Raw genomic sequence first — 18617 nt, forward strand, 5'->3', positions numbered from 1 at the left:
GCTAACAGCCAGTCGGTTTGTGTGAGTATCTCGCGCGTTTCCATAGCCGACCGGCCGAACGAATCGTTACTGGCGATCGGCCGGCCCCTCGCTCGAGATCGCTGGTTCGGCCCCGGAATCTTCGGCCTCGGTTCGTTCCACCCTCGAGGCCTCGGGTCGTTCGCCACGGTACTCGGTGAGCCGGGCCTGTCGAACCCCTGGCGGATGGCCGGTGAGGACGTAAGGGAGGAGGATGGAGACGGCGTTGATCACGAGGATCAGCAGGATGGGGGCGAGGAACAGTCCGTAGAAGCCGAAGACGAGAGGTCCAACGATGTAGGAAACCAGGAGCATGCCCGTGTGGGTTTGCTTGCCGCTGATGTGCGCCCGGATGAAGAAGTCTGGGATGAAGTCGACGACGACCGCGCTGACGGCTGCCAGCGCGCCAACCGGGACGAGCAGCGAGAGGTCGCCGGTCGCCCACGCGTTCGCCGCGAGGAGGACGATGACGGGGACGTAAACGAGTTTGATGCCGACGACCGGAATGAGGCTCCCGATGCCGGTCAGCGCGCCGATCAGCGCCGGAAACGGAACGTCGACGGCAGCTGGAGCGAAGAAATTGTACGTGTAGAACGTCACGACGCCGACGATGGCCGTGACGAACACGTTCACGATGTTGCCAAAGAGCGTCATCGAGAGTTCTGGGTCCACGGCGCGTGCGTAAGCACGGAGGACGCCCGACTCGTCGTAGGTCTCGAGCAACCACGAGACGAATCGCGGCCCGTCGATGAGCATGTAGTACGCTAGCGTGACCATGATGATCAACTGGACGACCGCGCCGCTGACGACGCTGACCGTCCCCGCGAGGCTCAACACCACGACGCCGAGGGAGGCCTGCGAGGAAATATCCGTGACGATGTTTCGAATCTCGTCGAGATCGAGGCCGGTCACGTCGATCTCCGCGATCACCTCGTTGAGAAACCGATCCTGAACGCCGTAGGCTTCGAGCAACGCCTGGGTTTCGATGACGATGATCGCGATCGTGTAGGTGATGAGCACGAGGAACGGCACCCCGAACAGCACGAGCGCGAGAATCGCCCGCGGTCGTCGCGGGAGGTTGAACCGCTCGAGGGTGCGGTAGATCGGACGTACGGCGTAATAGAGGAAAACCGCGAAGACGAGGACGCCGAGAAACGAGAGGGCGACGTGGGCGACCACCACCAGCAAGGCAGCGACGATCGATCCGACGGCGATCCGACGGCCGAGTACGCGGTCGCGTTCCATCGACCCGTGCTACGACGTACCGGTATTTCACTCCATTGGCATAACGTTGGCTGCTCACCGGCCGAACGTGGGAACTCGTCGCTGAATACTCGAGGTGGCTTTACGGTTCCCCCCGTCGAATCGAACCAGTATGGCACGCTCGATTCTCGTCCCCCACGACGGATCCTCGCACGCACAGGCGGCCCTCGAGTACGCCCTCGAAACGTTTCCGAACGCCTCGATCGTCCTGTTTCACGCGATCGATCCGTTCGAGGTGACGCCGACCGAGGAACAGCTTTCGCCCCTGACCGACGCCTGGCTCACCGACCAGGAGTCGGAGGCCGCCGATCTCTTCGCCGAAGCGACGGCGTCGCTCGAGGGCGACGTGTCGATCGAGACCGCGACTGCCGTCGGGTCGCCAGCCCAGTCGATCGTGGCTCACGTCGAGGACGCGGACGCCGATCAGATCGTCATGGGCAGTCGCGGACGCGGCGGTGCGGCCGGCCTACAGATGGGGAGTACGGCCGAAATCGTCGTCAAGCGAGCGAACGTCCCGGTGACGGTCGTTCGATAGTCGCCGGGTCTTCTGTCCGCCTGGAGCGGGAGCCCCTGAACACCACCCTGAGCTACTCGAGAAGGACTACTCGAGCAATCCCCGTAACGTCGATTCCTCCTGCATCCCCACCAGCTGTTTGGCGGGCCGACCGTTCTCGAAGAGGATCAGCGTCGGGAGCCCGCGGACGCCGTACTGCTGGGCGACTCCCGGAAGCGCCTCGGTATCGACTTTCGCGATCGTTCCCGGCGTGTCGGCGGCGAGTCGGTCGAGGACGGGCGCGAGCATCTGGCAGGGACCACACCAGTCGGCGTAGAAGTCGACGAGGACGCGATCGTACTCCTGGAGCACCTGCTCGAAGTGCGACTGGCTCTCGACGGCGATCGGCTGGTCCGGACACGACGCGCGCTGGTGGTCCTGCTCGGCTTTCGACTTCAGTTCCTCGATCTTGCGTTCGCGTATACGTTCGAGTTCGTCGTCTTCCCCCGGATTCGTCTCATCGTCCGTGCTCATACATGTCGTTCGTTCGCCGCGTCAAAAGCGATTTCGCTGTGCTCGAGCTGCCGAGGCACTCGTCAAAACGGAAGTTTCGAACGGAGCCAGCTCAGGAAGCCGCTCGAGTCCTCGTCTCCGTCGTCCGTCGGAACGAGGTCCGTCTCCGCCGTTTCGGCGTCAGAGACGACGAGTGCAGACTCTTCGCCTGATGCCGGCTCCTCGTCCGACGCGGTCGACTCGAGGGAGTAGTCGACCCGTCCGCCCCGAGGGGTGGTGTCGGGTTCGGAGGCGCGTTCGTCGGTGTCGCCGCCGTCGCCGCCGTCGTCGCCAGCCTCACTGACAGCGCTCTCCGATTCGTCGACCGAGTCCGCCACCCGATCAGGCTCGTCTCCGTCCTCGCCCCTTGTCTCGTCGTCGAACCTGGATTCGGATTCGGATTCGGATTCGGATTCGGGTATGTGTTCGGGATCAGATTCGGACTCGGAATCGCCTTCGAGACCACTCGCTTCCGGGACCGAATCAGCCTCCGTCGCTCCCGAATCGCCGTCGCCCGCGGAAGACGAGTCGTCACCGCTATCGACCCAGAGAAATTCGTCGGATCGCGTCCGACCGGTTAGCAACAGGTCGTCGAGCGCACCCTCGTCGACCAGCTCGTCGTCGACATCGTAATCGGGCTCGTCGTCCTCGTCGGCGCTCGCGATGATCTCCTCGGGGCTCTCGTCTTCGAGAACTTCGTCCATTCCGGAGTCGGCGGCCTCGTCGCGAAGCTGACTGAAGAGGTCAGCAGCAGTCACGTCCTCGACGTCGTCACCGTGTGCCGTCTCGTCGGGGTCAACCGGCTCCTCGTCGGCCGAGTCATCTTCGATTTCCCCGAAGAGCTCGTCCATGCTCGGACCGATATCGAAATCCCCCTCCCTCGATTTTTCATCGGTCGTACTATCGGTCATGTCCTCTTCTCTCCGAATAGAATATCAATCGGCATTAAGCTTTGGAATATTAACAGTCACTGAAGTGTGATATTCGATCTTCGTTTCGAACGTCAGCGCTCGATTTCAGAAGTATACGTATCGCTACACGAGGTGCGGAAACGGACGGGAAATCAAGGTGCGCAACGCAGTTGGCGCACCTGACGGACCAAATCGGGAATCGTGAGAGTAAAATCCGGTGGTCGTCACGGTTCAGTCAGATGGCAGACCGCGGGTTCGACCTCGAGGAGCAATTGACGTCCCTGGCCGACGCGGACCGACGGTACTCGCTCGCGCCGACCGACCGAATCGATTCCCGCGGCTACGTCTCCGAGCCACCGAGGGGCGGCCTTCCGGTCCTCGAGGCCGACGAACTCCTCGTGTTCGGCTCGAACAACTACCTGGGGTTGACCGCGAACCAGCGGGTCCAGAACGCCGCGCGACAGGCCGCCGCCACCGTCGGGACCGGATCCGGCGGGAGTCGAGTCGCGACCGGCGATACGATGGTCCACCACGACCTCGAGCGACTGCTCGCCGAGACCTTCGAGACGGATCGCGCGCTCGCGTTTTCCTCGGGCTACGCGGCGAACGTCGGGACGATCACTGCCCTCGAGCCCGATGTCGTCTTCGTCGACGAGTACACCCACGTGAGCGCGTTCGATGGCTGTCGGCTCTCCGGAACCGAGGTCGTCCCGTACGGCCACTGCGATCCCGACGCCCTCCGCGAGGCGGTGGACGATGCCCTCGAGCGGCGTGCTATCGGTGGAGTAACAGCCGACGTCGACGCCGACGCCGTCGCCGATACCAAGGCCGACGCCGACGCCACCACCGTCACCGACGCCAACGCCGTCGCCGACGACGAATCCTGGCTCGTCGTCACCGATTCGGTCTTCAGCCAGGACGGGTGGGTCGCTCCGCTCGAGGAACTCTGCGACGTCGCCGACTCGGTCGGCGCCTGGGTCATGGTCGACGAGAGCCACGCCACCGGCCTCTACGTCCGCGGTGGTGGAATCGTCCAGGCCGAAGGCCTCGCCGACCGCGTCGACATTCAGATGGGCGCGCTCTCGACGGCGCTCGCCAGCCAGGGCGGCTACGTCGCAGGCGACGACGCGTTAATCGAGTGGCTGGCCGCTCGTGCGCCGCCGTTCGTCGAGTCGACGGGACTGACCCCGATGGCGGCCGCAGCGGCGAGCGAGGCGCTCCACCTCTCGAAACACGGTGACCACCGCGAATCCCTCTGGGAAAACGTTACGCGTCTCCGCGACGGCCTGCTGACGATGGGCTACGAGGTCGACGGCGATTCGCAGATCCTGCCGGTCTACGTCGAGACGCGAGACGCGGCCCGAACCCTGGCGGACGACCTCCGCGACCGGGGCGTGATTGTTTCCGCTCCCGTTCGTCCGAATTCCGGAGGACACGCGTCCAGGAACGCGGTTCGGGAGGGGTACGTCTACGCGCTTCCGACGGCCGCACACACTCGCGACGATCTCGTCGCCTGTCTCGAGGCGTTCCAGGGTGCAGGCGAATCCCTCGACCTCCTGTAGACGGATTTTCGTCCTCGAGTCTCGAACTATCGCTCTCGAAGGTCAACGTTCGTCCTCGAGGTTTGTATACACACACTCGAAACCCGCACACTCGAGCGGTTTAGCGGCTAGAAAAAGTCGGATAGGCCCGACTGTCCATCGTCGTCCTCGGCCTCTTCGTTCGCCTCGCCCTCGGCGCTCACGTCCTCATCCGACGCACCATCGTCGGCCTCTGCGCTCGAGTCGCCATCCGTCCCCGAAGTCGCCCCATCGTCGGCGTCCGAGGCCGAGGATCCCACGTCGAGAAGCGACGCGTTCGCCGAATCCGTGGGTTCGTCGCTCGAGTCCGACCCGTCACTCGAACCGTCGTCGCTCCCGGCGTCCGCGTCGCTCGAGTCGTCGGCGTCCGCGGTACCGAAAAACGCGGATCCGGAGTGCGAGACCGTCTCCTCGGCCTGGCGTTCGGCGGCGTCCTCGACGATCGACTCGACCTTGTTGGTGTCGGCGCCGCTCCCGGTGACGAACGAGACCTCCTTCTCGTCGAGGTCGTAGGCGGCCGCCATCGCGACGGTCAACTCCCGGTTTCGACAGAGGTGGGTCATGCTCGAGAGGAACGGCATGATCTCCCGGCGGACGGTGCCGATGCTCGCGCCCTCCCGGTCGGCGATCCGCTGGGCGATGGCGTCGCGCCGGTCGCGGGTGCCGCGCGTTCGTCCGAGTTTCGACCAGTAGCTCGGCGGGCCGTACCGGGTCCAGCCGCCTTTGGGCTCGCGCCTCGAGGCGGCGACGCCGGCGGCGATGTTATCGGTCGCGTAGCGCCAGTACGAGTAGTCCTGGGTCGAGCGCACCCGACCCAGCCAGCGGTCGGCGTTGCTCATGAACTCGTAGGCGTCGGCGAGTTCGCCGCCCGAGTAGTCCTTCGGGACGTTGTCCTCGACCCAGTTGAGCAGGTCGTCGGGCGTCTCGTCGGTGTCGTAGGCAGCCAGCAGGGCGCCGTGGGCGTCCTTCTCTTTGATGAGCGCATCGAGGAAGTCGAAGATTCCTTCAGTGCTGTCGCGTTCGCTCGTCACGACGTCGTCGACCGTCAGGCGCTCGCTCCCCTCCGCGACCGCCTGCAGGTCGTTGACCGCGGACCGAAGGTCGCCGCTCGTCGCGTCGGCGATCTTGCGGAGGGCGTCGTCCTCGAACTCGATGCCCTCGCGTCGACAGATGTCCCGGAGGACGGGGACGATCGAGCGCGCCGAGACGTCGCGGAACTCGATAGTCTGGCAGTAGTTTCGCAGCGAGTTGCTCATGTCGTAGAACTCGTTGGCCACGAGGACGATCGGCTGGCTGGCCGACTTGACGATTCGAGTAACCTCTCGAGAGCCCCCATAGTCGGCGTTGCCGTGGAAGTTATCGGCCTCGTCGAGGATGACGAGGCGGCGACCGCCGCTGCCGCCGGTCAGCGTGCCACTCTTCGAGGCCTCGCCGGCGACGCGCTTGATCACGTCGGCCTGGCGGTCGTCGCTGGCGTTGAGTTCCATCACCGGCCAGCCCATGTCGTTGGCCAGCGCGTGGGCGGCCGAGGTCTTCCCGATACCCGGACTCCCGTGGACGATGACGGGCTTTCGGTGCTCGTCCCACGTCCTCGCCCACTCCTCGAGTTTGTTGCGGGCCTTGTCGTTTCCCCGTACCTCCGACAGCGTCGTCGGGCGGTACGTTTCCGTCCAGTCGCTCATTGTCGGAGGTAGGGACGAGTCGCGTTTAGTGGTTGCGGAGCGTCACCCTTGACGAGCGTCTCCAGTCGAGGTGAGACGTCACCTCCTTTCGGAAGCGTCGTCGCTCGAGACGATGCTCGGTCCGATGAATGGCGACATTTGCAGGTGGTGCGACTGTCGGACCCGATTCTTGCCCGCTCGAAACCGTACGTTACGGCTCCTCACCCGGCGAACGCTCCGAATCTCGGACGATCGTCTGGTTGGTACAGGAAACAGTCTCTCGAGCAGTCTAGGGGACGATTACCATCGTTTCATCGCCGAAACTGAGCTTACACGCAGAATAAGCAAGAGGTTCGGTGGTGCCGGGATCAGTATGTCCCTCTGGCCCAGGCGGACCGCGATGGCTCTCGGCGCATCGCTCGTCATCGGCAGTCTCCTCGGTGCGGCCGAGACGAGTAACGGGGCCGACGCGAAGTCGACGGTGCCGATGGCGATACCCGCGGACACCGATAGCTGGGCGTCCTACCACGGCACCCCCGGAAACACCGCCGCCATCTCGGGCTCGAGTCGGTTTCCAGCGCCCGAGACGGTCGCCTGGGAATACGAGCAGGACGGCGACGTCGCGGTCGCCAACGGCACGGTCTATCTCCGGACGGGTGCTGGCGTCCACGCCCTCTCCGCCAGCGACGGATCCCTCCAGTGGGTGCGAGAGGACGTCGGCGCCGACGGAACGCCCGCCGTCGTTGACGATACCGTCTACGTCACCGGCGACCGGGTAACGGCGCTCGACGCCGACAGCGGCGATACCGTCTGGTCGACGTCGTTCGGAACGGACGGCCGGATTCCGAGCCCGACCGTCCTCGACGGGTCGGTCTACGTCGTCGTCGACGGCGCCCTTCGCTCGCTCGACGCCGACGACGGGAGTCCCCAGTGGCGACGGAGTGCGGTCGACCTCGAGCGGCGGGGCGCCGACGCGGCTTCGTTCGCTTCGATTCCAGTCGCCGTCGCGAACGACCTCGTGTATGCCGCCGTTGGCGACGCCGGTTTCGTCGCGCTCGACGCCGAGTCGGGGGAGCCGGTGTGGGCCGTCCAGGAGGAGACTCCCTCGAGAGGCGAGGGACTTCCCTCAATCGTGGCGACCGAAGACCGCCTCTACGTGGCGTGGCTCGGCGACGGCGGCGATGGTGACGTCGACGACGGTGACGACGAGGGCGTCGACGGTGACAGCGACGAGGGGGAGGAAGAACTGTGCCTGGTCCTCGACGCCGACGACGGGGCGGTCCTCGAGCGAGTCGAGTTGCGGTTCCCACTCGCGGCGACCGACATCGTCAGAGTCACCGCCGAGCGACACGGTGTCAACGCGTACAACTACGAAACCGACCACAGCTGGACCGTCGGCGGGTCGATAGACGCGTGGGGGCGGCCATCCATCGGGGGCCGGACGGTCGTCGTTCCGTACCACCCTACCGATGGAAGCCCCGCCCTCTTTGGAGTCGACATCGAGACGGGCCTCGAGCAGTGGTCGTTCCCGCTGGCGGCCATTGGACTCCCCGACCCTCGCGAGACGAGGTGGCCCACCCTCACGTATGCGATCAGTGACGGAATGGTGTACCTGTCGGGGGGCGGGAGCCTCGTCGCGCTCGAGCCAGCGGCGGAGGTTGGCGCGAACGAGGCCGGCGAGGACGAAGACGACGCGGCCGGTGACGACACTATGGACGGCAACGAGGCGGACGACGCCGACGATGAACACGAATCGAGGCCGGACGAGGGCATCGCGTCGGACGAAAGCGGCGACAGCGACACCGACGACGATTCGCTGAATGCCATTGAAAGCGACAACGAGACGCGCGATGACGACACCGAGGCCACCACATTCGACCATACCGATCACGAGATGGACGTCCAGAACGACTCGTCAAGCGAGGAAGACGGCGCATCCGGGTTCACCGTCGGTACTGGACTCGTTAGCGGGGGACTCGTCCTCGAGTGGCTCCGTCGTCGAATACCCGCGAACGACTCGGAGCAGTAGTTCTCGTCAGCTAGACTGCACGGACCTGTCCGCTGGAATCGGCAGCCCCCCGTTCTGAAACGTCGTGTACCAGACCAGGAACGTCACGCACTCACACAGCGCCCAAAGAGTGACGGTCCTCGTCGCGGAACGTCTCGCCGAATGTTCCCCGAGACGTTCGAGACCGATCGGCTTCGGTTCGAGCCGTTGACGACCGAGACGATCACGCCTCTCGAGCTGTACGAGTACACGAACCCGGCCACTGACTTCGGGGCGGTCGCCACGCACCTCACGACCGACGTCCACAAGACGCCGAACGACGCCCGCGAGTACCTCCTCGAGTCCGAAAAAGGGTGGAACGACGCCACGCGAGCGAACTGGGCGATCTACCCGCTCGAGGGCGAACCCGCCGCCGGGGCGTTCGCCGGCGTCGCCAGCCTCATCCCGCTCTGGGAGAAGCGGACCGCTCGCCTCGGCGTCTGGCTCCGCAAACCGTTCTGGGGGCGCGGCTACTCGAGCGAGCGCGCCGCAGCGACCATCGCCGTCGCGTTCGACCGACTCGACCTCGAGGTGGTCTCGGTTGGCTACCTCGAGGGCAATGCAAAGTCGAAACGGGCGATCGAGAAGTACGTCGAGCGCTACGGGGGGATGTACGACGGCGTGTTGCGAAACTGGGTGCCACTCGACGGCGAGGTCCGCGACCTGCACCGGTACACGATCACCGCCGAGGCCTGGGAGGCGAATCGGCCCGAGACGGCGTATACGGGTCGCGAGTGAGGTGGTACTCGAGTGAACGTCGTTGCTCGAGTGAGTGACGATGACCGAGTGAGTGACGTCGAAGACACCAGCCAGGACGACCGAAAGGGTCGACGAAGGACGAAGGAAGCTTTAGGTCACTCCCACAGACAGTACCCGTCAGGGAACTCGAGATGACGAACGCGATACCGGACTCGAGCGTCGAGGCGTCGAGCGAGAACGACGCGACCAGCGACGAGAGCGAGGCGAGTGCCAACGAGCCGGACGCAGCGGGGGACCTCCGGCCGTTGTTTCTGGGCGTAGTCGCTGGCGCACTCGCCTGGGTCGTCGGCTACGCACTCACCTACGGGCTGGCTCGCGAGTCGATCCGCGCCGACCTCCGAACCGACGTCCTCGAGTCCGCCGCAGGAGAGACGCTCACCGCCGAACTGGTCGCCTGGACCTACCTGAACGCTCACGGGGTGGCGACCGAGGTGCCGCGGCGCGGGCTATTCAGGCTCCTACCGGCAGAGCAGAACGTCGTCCTCGACGGAAGCGGCGCCGAGTGGCTCCTCTTGTTGGTGCCGCCGCTCGTCATCGCACTGGCCGGCGCGTACTGTGCCTACGATCAACTCGAGCGTCTGGAGTCGATCACCGAGGCGGCGATCGACGGCGCGATGGTCGCCATCGGCTACCTCGCCGTCACGATCGTCGCCGTGCTCGTCTCGACGGTCGCGATCGAGGGCGCGGTAATCCGGCCCTCGCCGCTCGAGTCCATACTCGTCGCCGGCATCGGCTATCCGATCGTCTTCGGTGCGCTCGGGGCCGTCGCCCTCGTTCGGCTCCGCGCTCGCGGTGCAGTTCGAGCTTCGTGACCGCCGTTATTCTCCAAGCCCTCGAGCGACCATCTCCCCCCAGTGGGCGAATCCGTGACGCTCGTAGAACGCCTGCGCCCGGTCGTTTTCGCGGTCGACGTCTAGCACGAGTCGCTCGAGCGGCAGGTCCTGATCGCGGGCGGTCGCGAGCGCTCGTTCCATCAGCGCGTCGGCGACGCCCGTCCCGCGCGCGTCGGGAGCGATATAGATCTCGTTGAGAATCGCCGCGTCCCAGATGTACGCGAGCGACTCCGGGAGGACGAAGACGTAGCCGACGAGCGTCGAGGATCCATCTCGGTCGTCCTCGGGCCCGTCCTCGTTTCCGACGGCGGCGACCGTCACCGCCTCTGGCTCCTCGCCCAGGCAGCGCTCGACCCACTCGAGGTAGCCCTCGCGGTACGCGTCGGTGAGCTTCGATTCGTATCGTTCGGATTTGCCGTCGTCGCCTGTTCCCTCGCCGAGTCCCAGTTCGAACGCTCGTTTGAGCGCCCAGAGCTCGTCCGCGTCAGTCGCCGGATCGTACGGTCGGATCGTCGGCTCGACGGTCGTGTCCATACCTGCCGATGGTCGCGAGGGACTAAGGCTCACCTGATTTCCCGACCTGGTGCGTTCGGCTGATCAGCCCCCAGGGATCGAAGAGGTAGACGCCCGCGAGGCCGAGCGCCATGACGACGACGAACAGGCGGGCGACTCCCGCCAGATCCGTTGGGATCGTCGGCTCGAGCGTAATCGCCATCACGCCCGCGACGCCGATCCACAGGACGGCGGTGATCGTCCGCTGACGACGGTTCATACTCGAGTATGGTCTCGAGGCGTACTTCAAGGTCCCGTTTAGCACGCGCAATTCTTGATGGTCTCGTGGTCAACGGCGTGCTCGAACGCGGAGGCGAACGCCCTGCTGATCTCATTCGTATCGTCGAGATCCCACCGTCGAACGATCGGAATTGGGCTCGAGCGATGTGCTCGAGTACCGACGCTCATACCCAATATTATAGATATATAAGCGAATTGGTATAGAATACGTAGTGAATTTTGAGGCTGGCGTTGTCGAGAGGGGTAGTCGAACAGCGTCGAGTTCCATTTCCAGGTTGTCGGTTTCCGCTCGCAGATGCAAGTATCACCACGCGGTATGCACGGCTTTCGCCGTTCACATCGTGATTCTCACCGACGACCGTAGCCGTTGCACCTCACGGTCGACGTCATCCAACCCGGCTCATCGCCGGTTTTATTTTACTGTTGAAAATAGCATCACTATGGTCAAACAGCCCGTCGACGTCGAAACGGCGGGGCAGAACGTCGCAGGTGAGGCGCCTGCAGCGGAGCCGGAAGCGGTCACCGATGACACGACGGTCCACGACGACGATGTCGAACTCGAGCGAACGATTGGATTGGTCGGCGGCCTGGCAATCGGAATCGGGACGATGATCGGAGCGGGGATTTTCGTGTTCCCCGGGTTAGCGGCGAGCAACGCAGGACTCGCTGCCACCGTCTCGTTTGGTATCGGCGGACTGATCGCGTTGCTCGTGGCGCTTCCGACGTCGGAACTCGCCACAGCCATGCCCCGTAGTGGGGGCGGATACTACTTCATTTCGCGGGGGATGGGTACCGCCTACGGTGCAATCGTGGGTCTCGGGCTCTGGTTGGGGTTAATGTTTGCCTCCGCGTTCTATCTCGTCGGCCTCGGTCACTACGCGAGCGCCGTGTTCGCCGAACTCGGCGTCGGGTTCCCGTTCAGCCCCGTCATCGGGATTGGATTACTGTTCGGCGTAGCGCTGACGGCGTTGAGTATCGGTGGCACAGAAAACACGGCCAAGCTGCAGAATATTGTCGTTGGGATTCTCCTCGTCGTCCTTACGGGATTTCTCTCGTATGGCGTCCTCGACGCTTTCGGGGTTTTCGGTCGGACCAGCGTCCCGGAGCAATTCTTCTCGAGAGGCTACTTCCCGGTATTGACGACGGCTGCGCTCGTGTTCACATCGTATCTGGGATTCGCCCAGGTCGCAACCGTTGCAGGTGAGATCAAGCGGCCGGAGCGGAATCTGCCGCTGGCGATGGTCGGGTCGGTGCTTGTCGTCACCGTGTTCTACGTCGTGACGATTTTCGTCGCGACCAGCGCGTTCGGAGCGGACCGGCTCGGTCAATTCGGTGAGACGGCGATGGTCGAAGTGGCCCGCGAGTTCCTCGGACTACCTGGCGCGGTCGCTATCCTGGGTGCCGGACTGTTGGCGACGTTCTCGAGTGCGAACGCGTCGATTCTGAGCGCCTCCCGGGCAGTGTACGCATTGAGTCGGGACGCCTTGCTACCCCGAAAAGCGAGCGAGGTCAACCTCCGGTATGGGACTCCACACGTCGCGCTGCTGGCTGCCGGTGGCCCGATTCTCGCGCTCGTGGCGACCGGACAGGTCGAACTGCTCGCGGAGGTCGCGTCGTTTCTCCACCTGATCATGTACGGTCTGATGTGTGTCGCACTGATCGTGTTGCGACGCCGGAATCCCGAGTGGTACTCGCCCAGCTACCGTGTCCCGGGGTATCCAGTGTTGCCTGGCGTCGGTGCGCTCGCCAGCTTCGGCCTGATCGCCTTCATGCAACCTGCGTCGATCGCTATCGGCATCGGAGTCATGGTCGTGTCGTACCTGTGGTATCGTTATTACGCTGGAGACGTCATACTCAAGGGAGACATCTGAAATGACGGACCGACCATCGATACTCGTTCCGATTCGCGTGCTCGAAGGAGAGTCGGTTCCGGAGGGAGTTCCCGGTCTCCTCGCGAACGCCCACGTCGTCTTGCTGGGATATCACGTCGTTCCCGAACAGACCGCACCGGGACAGGCACAGATGCAGTTCGAGGAGCGAGCCACGGCACGTCTCGACGAATACGAGACGATCTTCGAGGAGGCGGGAGCGATTGTCGAACGGCGACTCGTCTTCACGCACGACGGACAGAAGACGATCGACCGCACAATCCACGAGCACGACTGCATGGCAGTTCTCGTCCCGAACGCCACCGGGACGGTTGACGATGTGCTCGTCGCCGTCCGCGGGACCGTGGGAATCGACCGTCTCGCCCGCGTCGTCGCCGGCGTGTTCGGTGCGATGGACACCTCGATAACGCTGTACCACGTCGTCGAGACGGAGGAAACGGACGAGGACATTGGGACACTTCTCGATGGGATGGTCGATCGACTGGGAGAGCTCGGTGTCGACGAGTCGAAGATCGAGACACGAGTCGAGCGAGATCAGAAGCCTCTCGATGCGATCGTCGACGCATCTGAAGCGTTCGATGCCGTCGTGATGGGTGAGACGGATCCGTCCCTCGTAACGTACGTGTTCGGTATGCCGGCCGACCAGGTTGCCGACCGGTTTCTCGGCCCCGTTCTCGTCGTCCAGCATGAACTTGCGAACGAAAGGGACGAGTGAGATGGCCGAATACCATAGACGTGGAGGATAGGTGTCCGGCGGAGGAGGCTTTGCGGAGAAGGTGGCGACGAGATTGCCTCAGACCACGGTAGTAGCAATCCTCGTGTGGTTGTGCAGAATTATGAGTTTCGACGTACGTGGATATAGAAAACGTAGCAACGTTTGAGGCCGGCGTCGTCGAGAGCGGTCCCAACAATCACTGTGCGCGATATTGTTCGCGGAAGAACGCAAGTGGGCGATTTGGACCACGGTCGTCCCTCACTGCGTTCGGTTTTCCCTCTGATTCAAATCTCCATGGTCTGGTTTTCACGATCCGGACGCTCGCTACGCTCACAAGTTGGACCGTGAAAACGCCGAGAGGGAGATTTGAACTCCCGTGTCCGTGGGGACAGCAGATTTCGAATCTGCCGCCTTGGCCGGGCTAGGCTATCTCGGCTCACTCGTACGTAGCCGGGTGGTGATTTTAGCCGTTTCGGTTTCTCGCAGCCGCGGGGTCGGTTACCACGGTCGCGACCGGCCCGAGTTCAGGACCGGAACCAGCATCGAGACCGCTGTCTGGAGCTATCACCCGCTACTCGAGCGCTACCTGCTTGCCACCACCCCGAACGTGACAATAACAGAAGAAATATGGGCGACCACCTCGAGTCCGACGCCATGGACGTCACTCAGGCCAGCAAAGAGTGCAACACGGTACTCGACGCGATTGGCGAGGCCGTCATCTGCGACCGTGAATTTCTCGAGACCGTCCTCCTCGGCGTCGTCGGACGCGGGCACGTCCTGCTAGAGGACGTCCCCGGCACGGGGAAGACCCTCACCGCCCGCAGCGTCGCGACCGCCCTCGGACTGTCGTTCTCGCGTATCCAGTTCACCCCGGACCTCCTCCCATCGGACGTGACCGGCACACACGTCTTCAACGAGCAGGACCGCGAGTTCGAGTTCAACGAAGGCCCCATCTTCGCGAACATCGTCCTCGCCGACGAGATCAACCGTGCGCCGCCGAAGACCCAGGCCGCGCTGCTCGAGGCAATGGAGGAAGGGCAGGTGACGACCGACGGCGAGACCCGCCAGCTACCGCAGCCGTTCTTCGTCATCGCGACCCAGAACCCCGTCGAGCAGGAAGGAACGTTCCCCCTTCCAGAGGCGCAGGTCGATCGCTTCCTCGTGAAGACCTCGATGGGGTATCCCGACGAAGGCGGGGAGATCGAACTCCTCCAGCGACGGGCGGGTCGCGACGAGATGAGTCCCTCCGTCGAGACGGTCTTCGAACCCGAACACGTCGAGGCGCTCCGACAGGTCCCCGAGACCGTAACGGTGGACGAGGACCTCCTCGAGTACGTCGTCGCCCTCGCCCGACAGACCCGGACCGACGGTCGCGTCGAGGTCGGCGTCTCTCCCCGTGGGACCCAGCGCCTGTTCGAGGCCGCTCGCGCCTACGCGACCATCGCGGGCCGGGAGTACGTCACCCCAGACGACATCAAGCGCGTCGCGCACCCGGTGATGGCCCACCGCCTCGTGCTCACGCCCGACGCGACGGTCAACGAGGTCTCGAAGTCCCAGATCGTCGACGCGGTGCTGGATTCGGTGCCGGTGCCGACGCTCGAGTGACGGGAACGGCGGACTCGAGACTCGGGTGAACGGTATTGCGAGACATCGGACGACCTCACCGCGTGGAGAACGCTATCGCGAGCTATCGGAGCGTCTCGACCCCTCTCCGTTGCGGTTTTCAATATCGCCAAAAAAGACGTGAACGGCGTCGGCTCAGGCTTCCATCTCCGGCGCACCCTCAGCTTCGACGAGCTCTTTGGACGTCCGGAGCGAGTTTCTGAACTGGCGCTTGTTGTACCGCTTCGCGACGGGTTCGAGCACGCGCTCGAACAGCGAGTCGCCGAACTCGTAGTCGGCCCGCTGGACGACTCTCGTCCCGGAATCGGTCTCCGAGTAGTGGTAGTGTAGCTCCCCGGTCATACCGGGGCTCTCGAACGTGGTGATCGTGTGTTCGTTCGGTTCGACGATCCGCATCTCCATTTCACCGTCCATCGAGGTGCCGAGCAGCCTGTAGGTGGCGTTCATCCGGAGGCCGTCGTCGGTCTCCTCGACGATCTCGACGTCAGTCAGGCTGGGCATGGTGCGGCGCCAGTTCTCGGGGTCGATCCCGAACTGAAAGACGCGGTCTACGGGCGCTTCGATTTCGATCGTGTGCTCGAACTTGGGCATCTATATCATCTCTGTGTCAACTCGAATCACGCACTTACCTCTCGAAGGAATCGGGTACGACGACGGCTGACTCACCTAATATAGGTGCGCTGAGGTAATAAGGCTATGCTCGGTGGCGCGACGTCAGGGACCGTTACCCTGTGTTTTTCATCCCGGCGGCGATCCCCTTGACCGTCAGCCTGAGCGTTCTCTCTTCGACGTCGGTTCGGTGGGTTCGCCCCAGCAGATGCGTCTGGAGGAAGTTGAGCGGATCGACGTAGGGGTTCCGCCGCTCGAGATTCTCGCCCATCCAGTCGCGCGTGTGCAGGGTCTCGCGCTGGCCAATCGTCTTGACCAGGTCGACCGCGCGCTCGTACTCCTCGGTCACTCGCGGGAAGAACCGCTCTCGCAAGTCCTCGGTCGCCAGGTCGGCGTACTGTTCGGCGATCTCGAGTTCCGTTCGCGAGAGCGAGAGCGCCGCGTTGTCGAGCGTCGTGCGGAAGAACGGCCACTCCTCGTACATCGTCTGCAGGGTCTCGACGTCGCCACCGTTCTCGAGGTAGGCGTCGATGCCGTCGGCGACGGCGTACCAGCCCGGCAGGATGCACCGCGCCTGCGTCCAGGAGAACACCCACGGGATCGCCCGCAGGTCCTCGACCGTCCGTTCGCCGCTCCGGGAGGCCGGCCGCGAGCCCAGGTCGAGGTCCTCGATGACGGTGATGGGCGTCGCCTGCTCGAAGTACTGGACGAAGCCGTCGGTCTCGAGCAGGTCGCGATACTCCTGGCGGGCCGCATCGGCCATGGTGTCCATCGCCTCGACCCACTCCTCCTCGATGCGCTCCTCGGGTTGCTCGATCGCCTGCTTTCGCGCTCGTAACTGGGCGTTGAGCATCTGTTCGATGTTGCGCTCGGCGATGCGGGGGTTGCCGTACTTCTCGGCGATGGCCTCCCCCTGCTCGGTGAACTTGACCTGGCCGGTGACGGTGCTGTTCGGCAGGGCCAGCAGCGCCTCGCCCATCGGGCCCCCGCCGCGGGAGATGGACCCCCCACGACCGTGGAACAGGCGCATCGTCACGTCGTAGTCGTCGCAGATCTGACCGAGTCGGCGCTGGTTCTTGTAGAGCGACCAGTTCGCCGCCAGGAAGCCGTTTTCCTTGTTCGAGTCGGAGTACCCCAGCATGATCTCCTGGGTCCGCCCGCGGGCCTCGAGCACCTGCGAGTAAGCTTCGTTGTCGAACAGCGTCCCCATGATGCGCCGGGCGCCCGAGAGGGCGTACTCCGTCTCGAGCAGCGGCACGATGTCGATACCGCAGTGTTCCGGCAAGGAGATGATGCCGGCCTGGTCGGCCAGGAACAGCACCTCGAGGACGTGGGACGGCTCGTTGTTCATCGAGATGCAGTAGGTGTCGATGGCCTCGTTGCCGTACTCGGCCTGCCAGTCGGCGAGGCTGTCGAAGAGGGTGACGACCCGACTCGACGTGTCCGAGAGGTCCTCCGTCCGGGAGAGGTCGACGATCGGCTGATCCTGGAGAACGGCGTCGGTGAGCAACTCGACGCGCTCGTCCTCCGAGAGGGATTTGTACTCGATGCCTTCCCGCGAGAGGACCTCGTCGATGGCGTCCGTGTGATTCTGGCGGTGATCGCGCAGGTCGAGGCTGGCCAGCGAGAGCCCGAAGGTGGCGACCTGCCTGCGCAGGGGGTCGACGTGGGCCTCGACGACCGTCTCCCCGCCGTTCTCCCGGAGGCTGTCGGCGATGATCTCGAGGTCCTCCACGAGTTCGTCGGCGTCGTCGTAGCCACCGGGGCGCACGTCGCCAACGCGCTCGAGGCGCTCGCGCATGAGCTTGAGCTTCTGGCGATAGGGTTCGCCCGGGTAGCGTTCCTTCGCCGTCTTCGCACTGCCCGGCAGTCGTTCCCGGTCGTCTTCGAGGGAGGCGTCGAACGTGTTACCGGTGGTGATCCGACTGCCGTCCTGACTGAGCACGCCCGAGAGCCGCTTGAGTTGCTCGCGGTAGCGATCGATCACGACCTCGCGCTGGCGTTCGAGGGTGTTGGCCGTCACCTCGGGCGTGACGTAGGGGTTGCCGTCGCGGTCGCTCCCGGCCCACGAGCGGAACTCGAAGAGTTTGGGGACGTCGATGGCCCCGTCGAGTTCGTCGTCGAGCGCGTCCGCGAGTTCGTCGTACACCTCGCCGACGACGTCGAAGAGCGTGTTTTCGAGGTACCACTGGACGTTCCGGGCCTCGTCTTCGGGTTCGGGCTGGCGCTTGCGGACCTGTGGGGTCTGCCAGAGGCTCGTCACCTCGGCGTCGACGTCCCGCCAGACCTGCTCGCGTTCCTTGTCGGTTAGCAGGCGCTCGTCGAGCGTCTCGAGGTGGGTCGCAACCGTTCGGAGTTTCGACTTGACGGTCTTTCGGCGCGCTTCCGTCGGGTGGGCCGTGAACGTCGGTTCGATGAGCACGTCGTCGAGGATGCCCGAGACGGTCTCTAAATCCGCTTCGGACAGCTCCTCGGCGGCCGTCTCGAGGCTGTCGTCGAGGGTTCCGTCCTGGGAGTCCTGTCGAATCGACCGGACGCGCTCGCGTTCCTCGGCGAGGTTGATCAGTTCGAAGTACGTCGTGAACGCACGGGCGACGACGCGTTGCTGGTGTGGCGACAGCCCCTCGAGTTCGGTGGCCAGTGGCTCCCGGGACTCGATGTCTCCCGCGCGGTAGTCGATGGCGGCCGTTCGACAGGATTCGACGGTGTCGAAGGCGCGACGCGACGTCTGGTCCTCGAGAACGTCACCCAGGAGGGCCCCGAGTTCGCGAACGTCCTGTCGGACTTCCCTGTTGTGCAGTCGCATACCAACACTCTACGCGGCCTATTGCTAAAAACTCCGTACAGCGCGAAAGTTTGCCACGTGAATCGT

At 64.3% G+C, this 18617-nt stretch carries 16 protein-coding genes and 1 tRNA gene; 8 read left to right on the forward strand and 9 right to left on the reverse strand.

The window, feature by feature from the left end; translation table 11 throughout:
- Window positions 1–66: 66 nt before the first annotated feature.
- Window positions 67–1263: an AI-2E family transporter gene (locus ACFQO4_RS17960; protein WP_500262228.1), complete on the reverse strand. Its 1197-nt coding sequence runs from the start codon at window positions 1261–1263 to the stop codon at window positions 67–69.
- A gap of 130 nt (window positions 1264–1393) precedes the next feature.
- Here ACFQO4_RS17960 and ACFQO4_RS17965 point away from each other — a divergent pair, with 130 nt between their 5' ends.
- Window positions 1394–1816, forward strand: coding sequence for a universal stress protein (locus tag ACFQO4_RS17965; protein ID WP_500262229.1), 423 nt, complete (start codon window positions 1394–1396; stop codon window positions 1814–1816).
- A 66-nt stretch (window positions 1817–1882) separates the two neighbouring features.
- Here the strand turns inward: ACFQO4_RS17965 and trxA are convergent, their stop codons facing one another.
- Both trxA and ACFQO4_RS17975 read right to left on the reverse strand, forming a co-directional pair.
- The gene (trxA, locus tag ACFQO4_RS17970; RefSeq protein WP_500262230.1) at window positions 1883–2308 is read right to left on the reverse strand and encodes a thioredoxin; all 426 of its coding nucleotides are present in this window, start codon (window positions 2306–2308) and stop codon (window positions 1883–1885) included.
- 62 nt (window positions 2309–2370) lie between these two features.
- The gene (locus ACFQO4_RS17975) at window positions 2371–3237 is read right to left on the reverse strand and encodes a hypothetical protein (RefSeq protein ID WP_500262231.1); all 867 of its coding nucleotides are present in this window, start codon (window positions 3235–3237) and stop codon (window positions 2371–2373) included.
- 239 nt (window positions 3238–3476) lie between these two features.
- Here ACFQO4_RS17975 and ACFQO4_RS17980 point away from each other — a divergent pair, with 239 nt between their 5' ends.
- Window positions 3477–4799 carry an aminotransferase class I/II-fold pyridoxal phosphate-dependent enzyme gene (locus ACFQO4_RS17980; RefSeq protein WP_500262232.1) on the forward strand — a complete coding sequence of 441 codons (1323 nt, stop codon included), beginning with the start codon at window positions 3477–3479 and terminating at the stop codon, window positions 4797–4799.
- Window positions 4800–4906: 107 nt separating this feature from the next.
- Here the strand turns inward: ACFQO4_RS17980 and ACFQO4_RS17985 are convergent, their stop codons facing one another.
- The gene (locus tag ACFQO4_RS17985; protein WP_500262233.1) at window positions 4907–6499 is read right to left on the reverse strand and encodes a replication factor C large subunit; all 1593 of its coding nucleotides are present in this window, start codon (window positions 6497–6499) and stop codon (window positions 4907–4909) included.
- A gap of 352 nt (window positions 6500–6851) precedes the next feature.
- On the opposite strand from ACFQO4_RS17985, the gene ACFQO4_RS17990 reads away from it, so the two are divergent.
- The 3 genes from ACFQO4_RS17990 (at window position 6852) to ACFQO4_RS18000 (ending at window position 10096) form a co-directional block, all read left to right on the forward strand.
- Entirely contained in the window at window positions 6852–8507 is a 1656-nt protein-coding gene (locus ACFQO4_RS17990; RefSeq protein ID WP_500262234.1) for an outer membrane protein assembly factor BamB family protein, read from the forward strand.
- A 141-nt stretch (window positions 8508–8648) separates the two neighbouring features.
- The gene (locus tag ACFQO4_RS17995) at window positions 8649–9263 is read left to right on the forward strand and encodes a GNAT family N-acetyltransferase (protein WP_500262235.1); all 615 of its coding nucleotides are present in this window, start codon (window positions 8649–8651) and stop codon (window positions 9261–9263) included.
- Between the two features lie 152 nt (window positions 9264–9415).
- The gene (locus tag ACFQO4_RS18000) at window positions 9416–10096 is read left to right on the forward strand and encodes a DUF7978 family protein (RefSeq protein WP_500262236.1); all 681 of its coding nucleotides are present in this window, start codon (window positions 9416–9418) and stop codon (window positions 10094–10096) included.
- Window positions 10097–10102: 6 nt separating this feature from the next.
- On the opposite strand, the gene ACFQO4_RS18005 is transcribed toward ACFQO4_RS18000, so the two are convergent.
- Together ACFQO4_RS18005 and ACFQO4_RS18010 are read right to left on the reverse strand one after the other, a co-directional pair.
- Window positions 10103–10651, reverse strand: a complete 549-nt coding sequence (locus tag ACFQO4_RS18005; protein ID WP_500262237.1) for a GNAT family N-acetyltransferase — start codon at window positions 10649–10651, stop codon at window positions 10103–10105.
- 22 nt (window positions 10652–10673) lie between these two features.
- Window positions 10674–10889 carry a hypothetical protein gene (locus ACFQO4_RS18010; protein WP_500262238.1) on the reverse strand — a complete coding sequence of 72 codons (216 nt, stop codon included), beginning with the start codon at window positions 10887–10889 and terminating at the stop codon, window positions 10674–10676.
- Window positions 10890–11349: 460 nt separating this feature from the next.
- On the opposite strand from ACFQO4_RS18010, the gene ACFQO4_RS18015 reads away from it, so the two are divergent.
- The gene (locus ACFQO4_RS18015; RefSeq protein WP_500262239.1) at window positions 11350–12780 is read left to right on the forward strand and encodes an APC family permease; all 1431 of its coding nucleotides are present in this window, start codon (window positions 11350–11352) and stop codon (window positions 12778–12780) included.
- A 1-nt stretch (window position 12781) separates the two neighbouring features.
- Entirely contained in the window at window positions 12782–13513 is a 732-nt protein-coding gene (locus ACFQO4_RS18020) for a universal stress protein (RefSeq protein WP_500262240.1), read from the forward strand.
- Between the two features lie 351 nt (window positions 13514–13864).
- Here ACFQO4_RS18020 and ACFQO4_RS18025 read toward each other — a convergent pair.
- Window positions 13865–13949: transfer RNA gene (locus tag ACFQO4_RS18025), tRNA-Ser, on the reverse strand.
- A 218-nt stretch (window positions 13950–14167) separates the two neighbouring features.
- On the opposite strand from ACFQO4_RS18025, the gene ACFQO4_RS18030 reads away from it, so the two are divergent.
- The gene (locus ACFQO4_RS18030) at window positions 14168–15118 is read left to right on the forward strand and encodes an AAA family ATPase (protein ID WP_500262241.1); all 951 of its coding nucleotides are present in this window, start codon (window positions 14168–14170) and stop codon (window positions 15116–15118) included.
- 153 nt (window positions 15119–15271) lie between these two features.
- On the opposite strand, the gene ACFQO4_RS18035 is transcribed toward ACFQO4_RS18030, so the two are convergent.
- Window positions 15272–15727, reverse strand: coding sequence for an SRPBCC family protein (locus ACFQO4_RS18035; protein WP_500262242.1), 456 nt, complete (start codon window positions 15725–15727; stop codon window positions 15272–15274).
- A gap of 133 nt (window positions 15728–15860) precedes the next feature.
- Window positions 15861–18551, reverse strand: coding sequence for a phosphoenolpyruvate carboxylase (gene ppc, locus ACFQO4_RS18040; RefSeq protein WP_500262243.1), 2691 nt, complete (start codon window positions 18549–18551; stop codon window positions 15861–15863).
- Between the last annotated feature and the right edge of the window lie 66 nt (window positions 18552–18617).

This window comes from Saliphagus sp. GCM10025334 (genome assembly GCF_042663485.1).
In the GTDB taxonomy this organism is placed as follows: domain Archaea; phylum Halobacteriota; class Halobacteria; order Halobacteriales; family Natrialbaceae; genus Natronosalvus.

Bases quoted from the DNA above. Each gene is read 5' to 3' on its own strand.
- ACFQO4_RS18030 (WP_500262241.1), top strand. From the start codon at position 14,168: ATGGACGTCACTCAGGCCAGCAAAGAGTGCAACACGGTACTCGACGCG.
- ACFQO4_RS18010 (WP_500262238.1), bottom strand. From the start codon at position 10,889: ATGAACCGTCGTCAGCGGACGATCACCGCCGTCCTGTGGATCGGCGTC.
- ACFQO4_RS17985 (WP_500262233.1), bottom strand. From the start codon at position 6,499: ATGAGCGACTGGACGGAAACGTACCGCCCGACGACGCTGTCGGAGGTA.
- ACFQO4_RS17975 (WP_500262231.1), bottom strand. From the start codon at position 3,237: ATGACCGATAGTACGACCGATGAAAAATCGAGGGAGGGGGATTTCGAT.
- ACFQO4_RS18000 (WP_500262236.1), top strand. From the start codon at position 9,416: ATGACGAACGCGATACCGGACTCGAGCGTCGAGGCGTCGAGCGAGAAC.
- ACFQO4_RS18005 (WP_500262237.1), bottom strand. From the start codon at position 10,651: ATGGACACGACCGTCGAGCCGACGATCCGACCGTACGATCCGGCGACT.
- ACFQO4_RS17980 (WP_500262232.1), top strand. From the start codon at position 3,477: ATGGCAGACCGCGGGTTCGACCTCGAGGAGCAATTGACGTCCCTGGCC.
- ACFQO4_RS17995 (WP_500262235.1), top strand. From the start codon at position 8,649: ATGTTCCCCGAGACGTTCGAGACCGATCGGCTTCGGTTCGAGCCGTTG.
- ACFQO4_RS17965 (WP_500262229.1), top strand. From the start codon at position 1,394: ATGGCACGCTCGATTCTCGTCCCCCACGACGGATCCTCGCACGCACAG.
- ACFQO4_RS17990 (WP_500262234.1), top strand. From the start codon at position 6,852: ATGTCCCTCTGGCCCAGGCGGACCGCGATGGCTCTCGGCGCATCGCTC.
- ACFQO4_RS18015 (WP_500262239.1), top strand. From the start codon at position 11,350: ATGGTCAAACAGCCCGTCGACGTCGAAACGGCGGGGCAGAACGTCGCA.
- trxA (WP_500262230.1), bottom strand. From the start codon at position 2,308: ATGAGCACGGACGATGAGACGAATCCGGGGGAAGACGACGAACTCGAA.
- ppc (WP_500262243.1), bottom strand. From the start codon at position 18,551: ATGCGACTGCACAACAGGGAAGTCCGACAGGACGTTCGCGAACTCGGG.
- ACFQO4_RS18020 (WP_500262240.1), top strand. From the start codon at position 12,782: ATGACGGACCGACCATCGATACTCGTTCCGATTCGCGTGCTCGAAGGA.
- ACFQO4_RS17960 (WP_500262228.1), bottom strand. From the start codon at position 1,263: ATGGAACGCGACCGCGTACTCGGCCGTCGGATCGCCGTCGGATCGATC.
- ACFQO4_RS18035 (WP_500262242.1), bottom strand. From the start codon at position 15,727: ATGCCCAAGTTCGAGCACACGATCGAAATCGAAGCGCCCGTAGACCGC.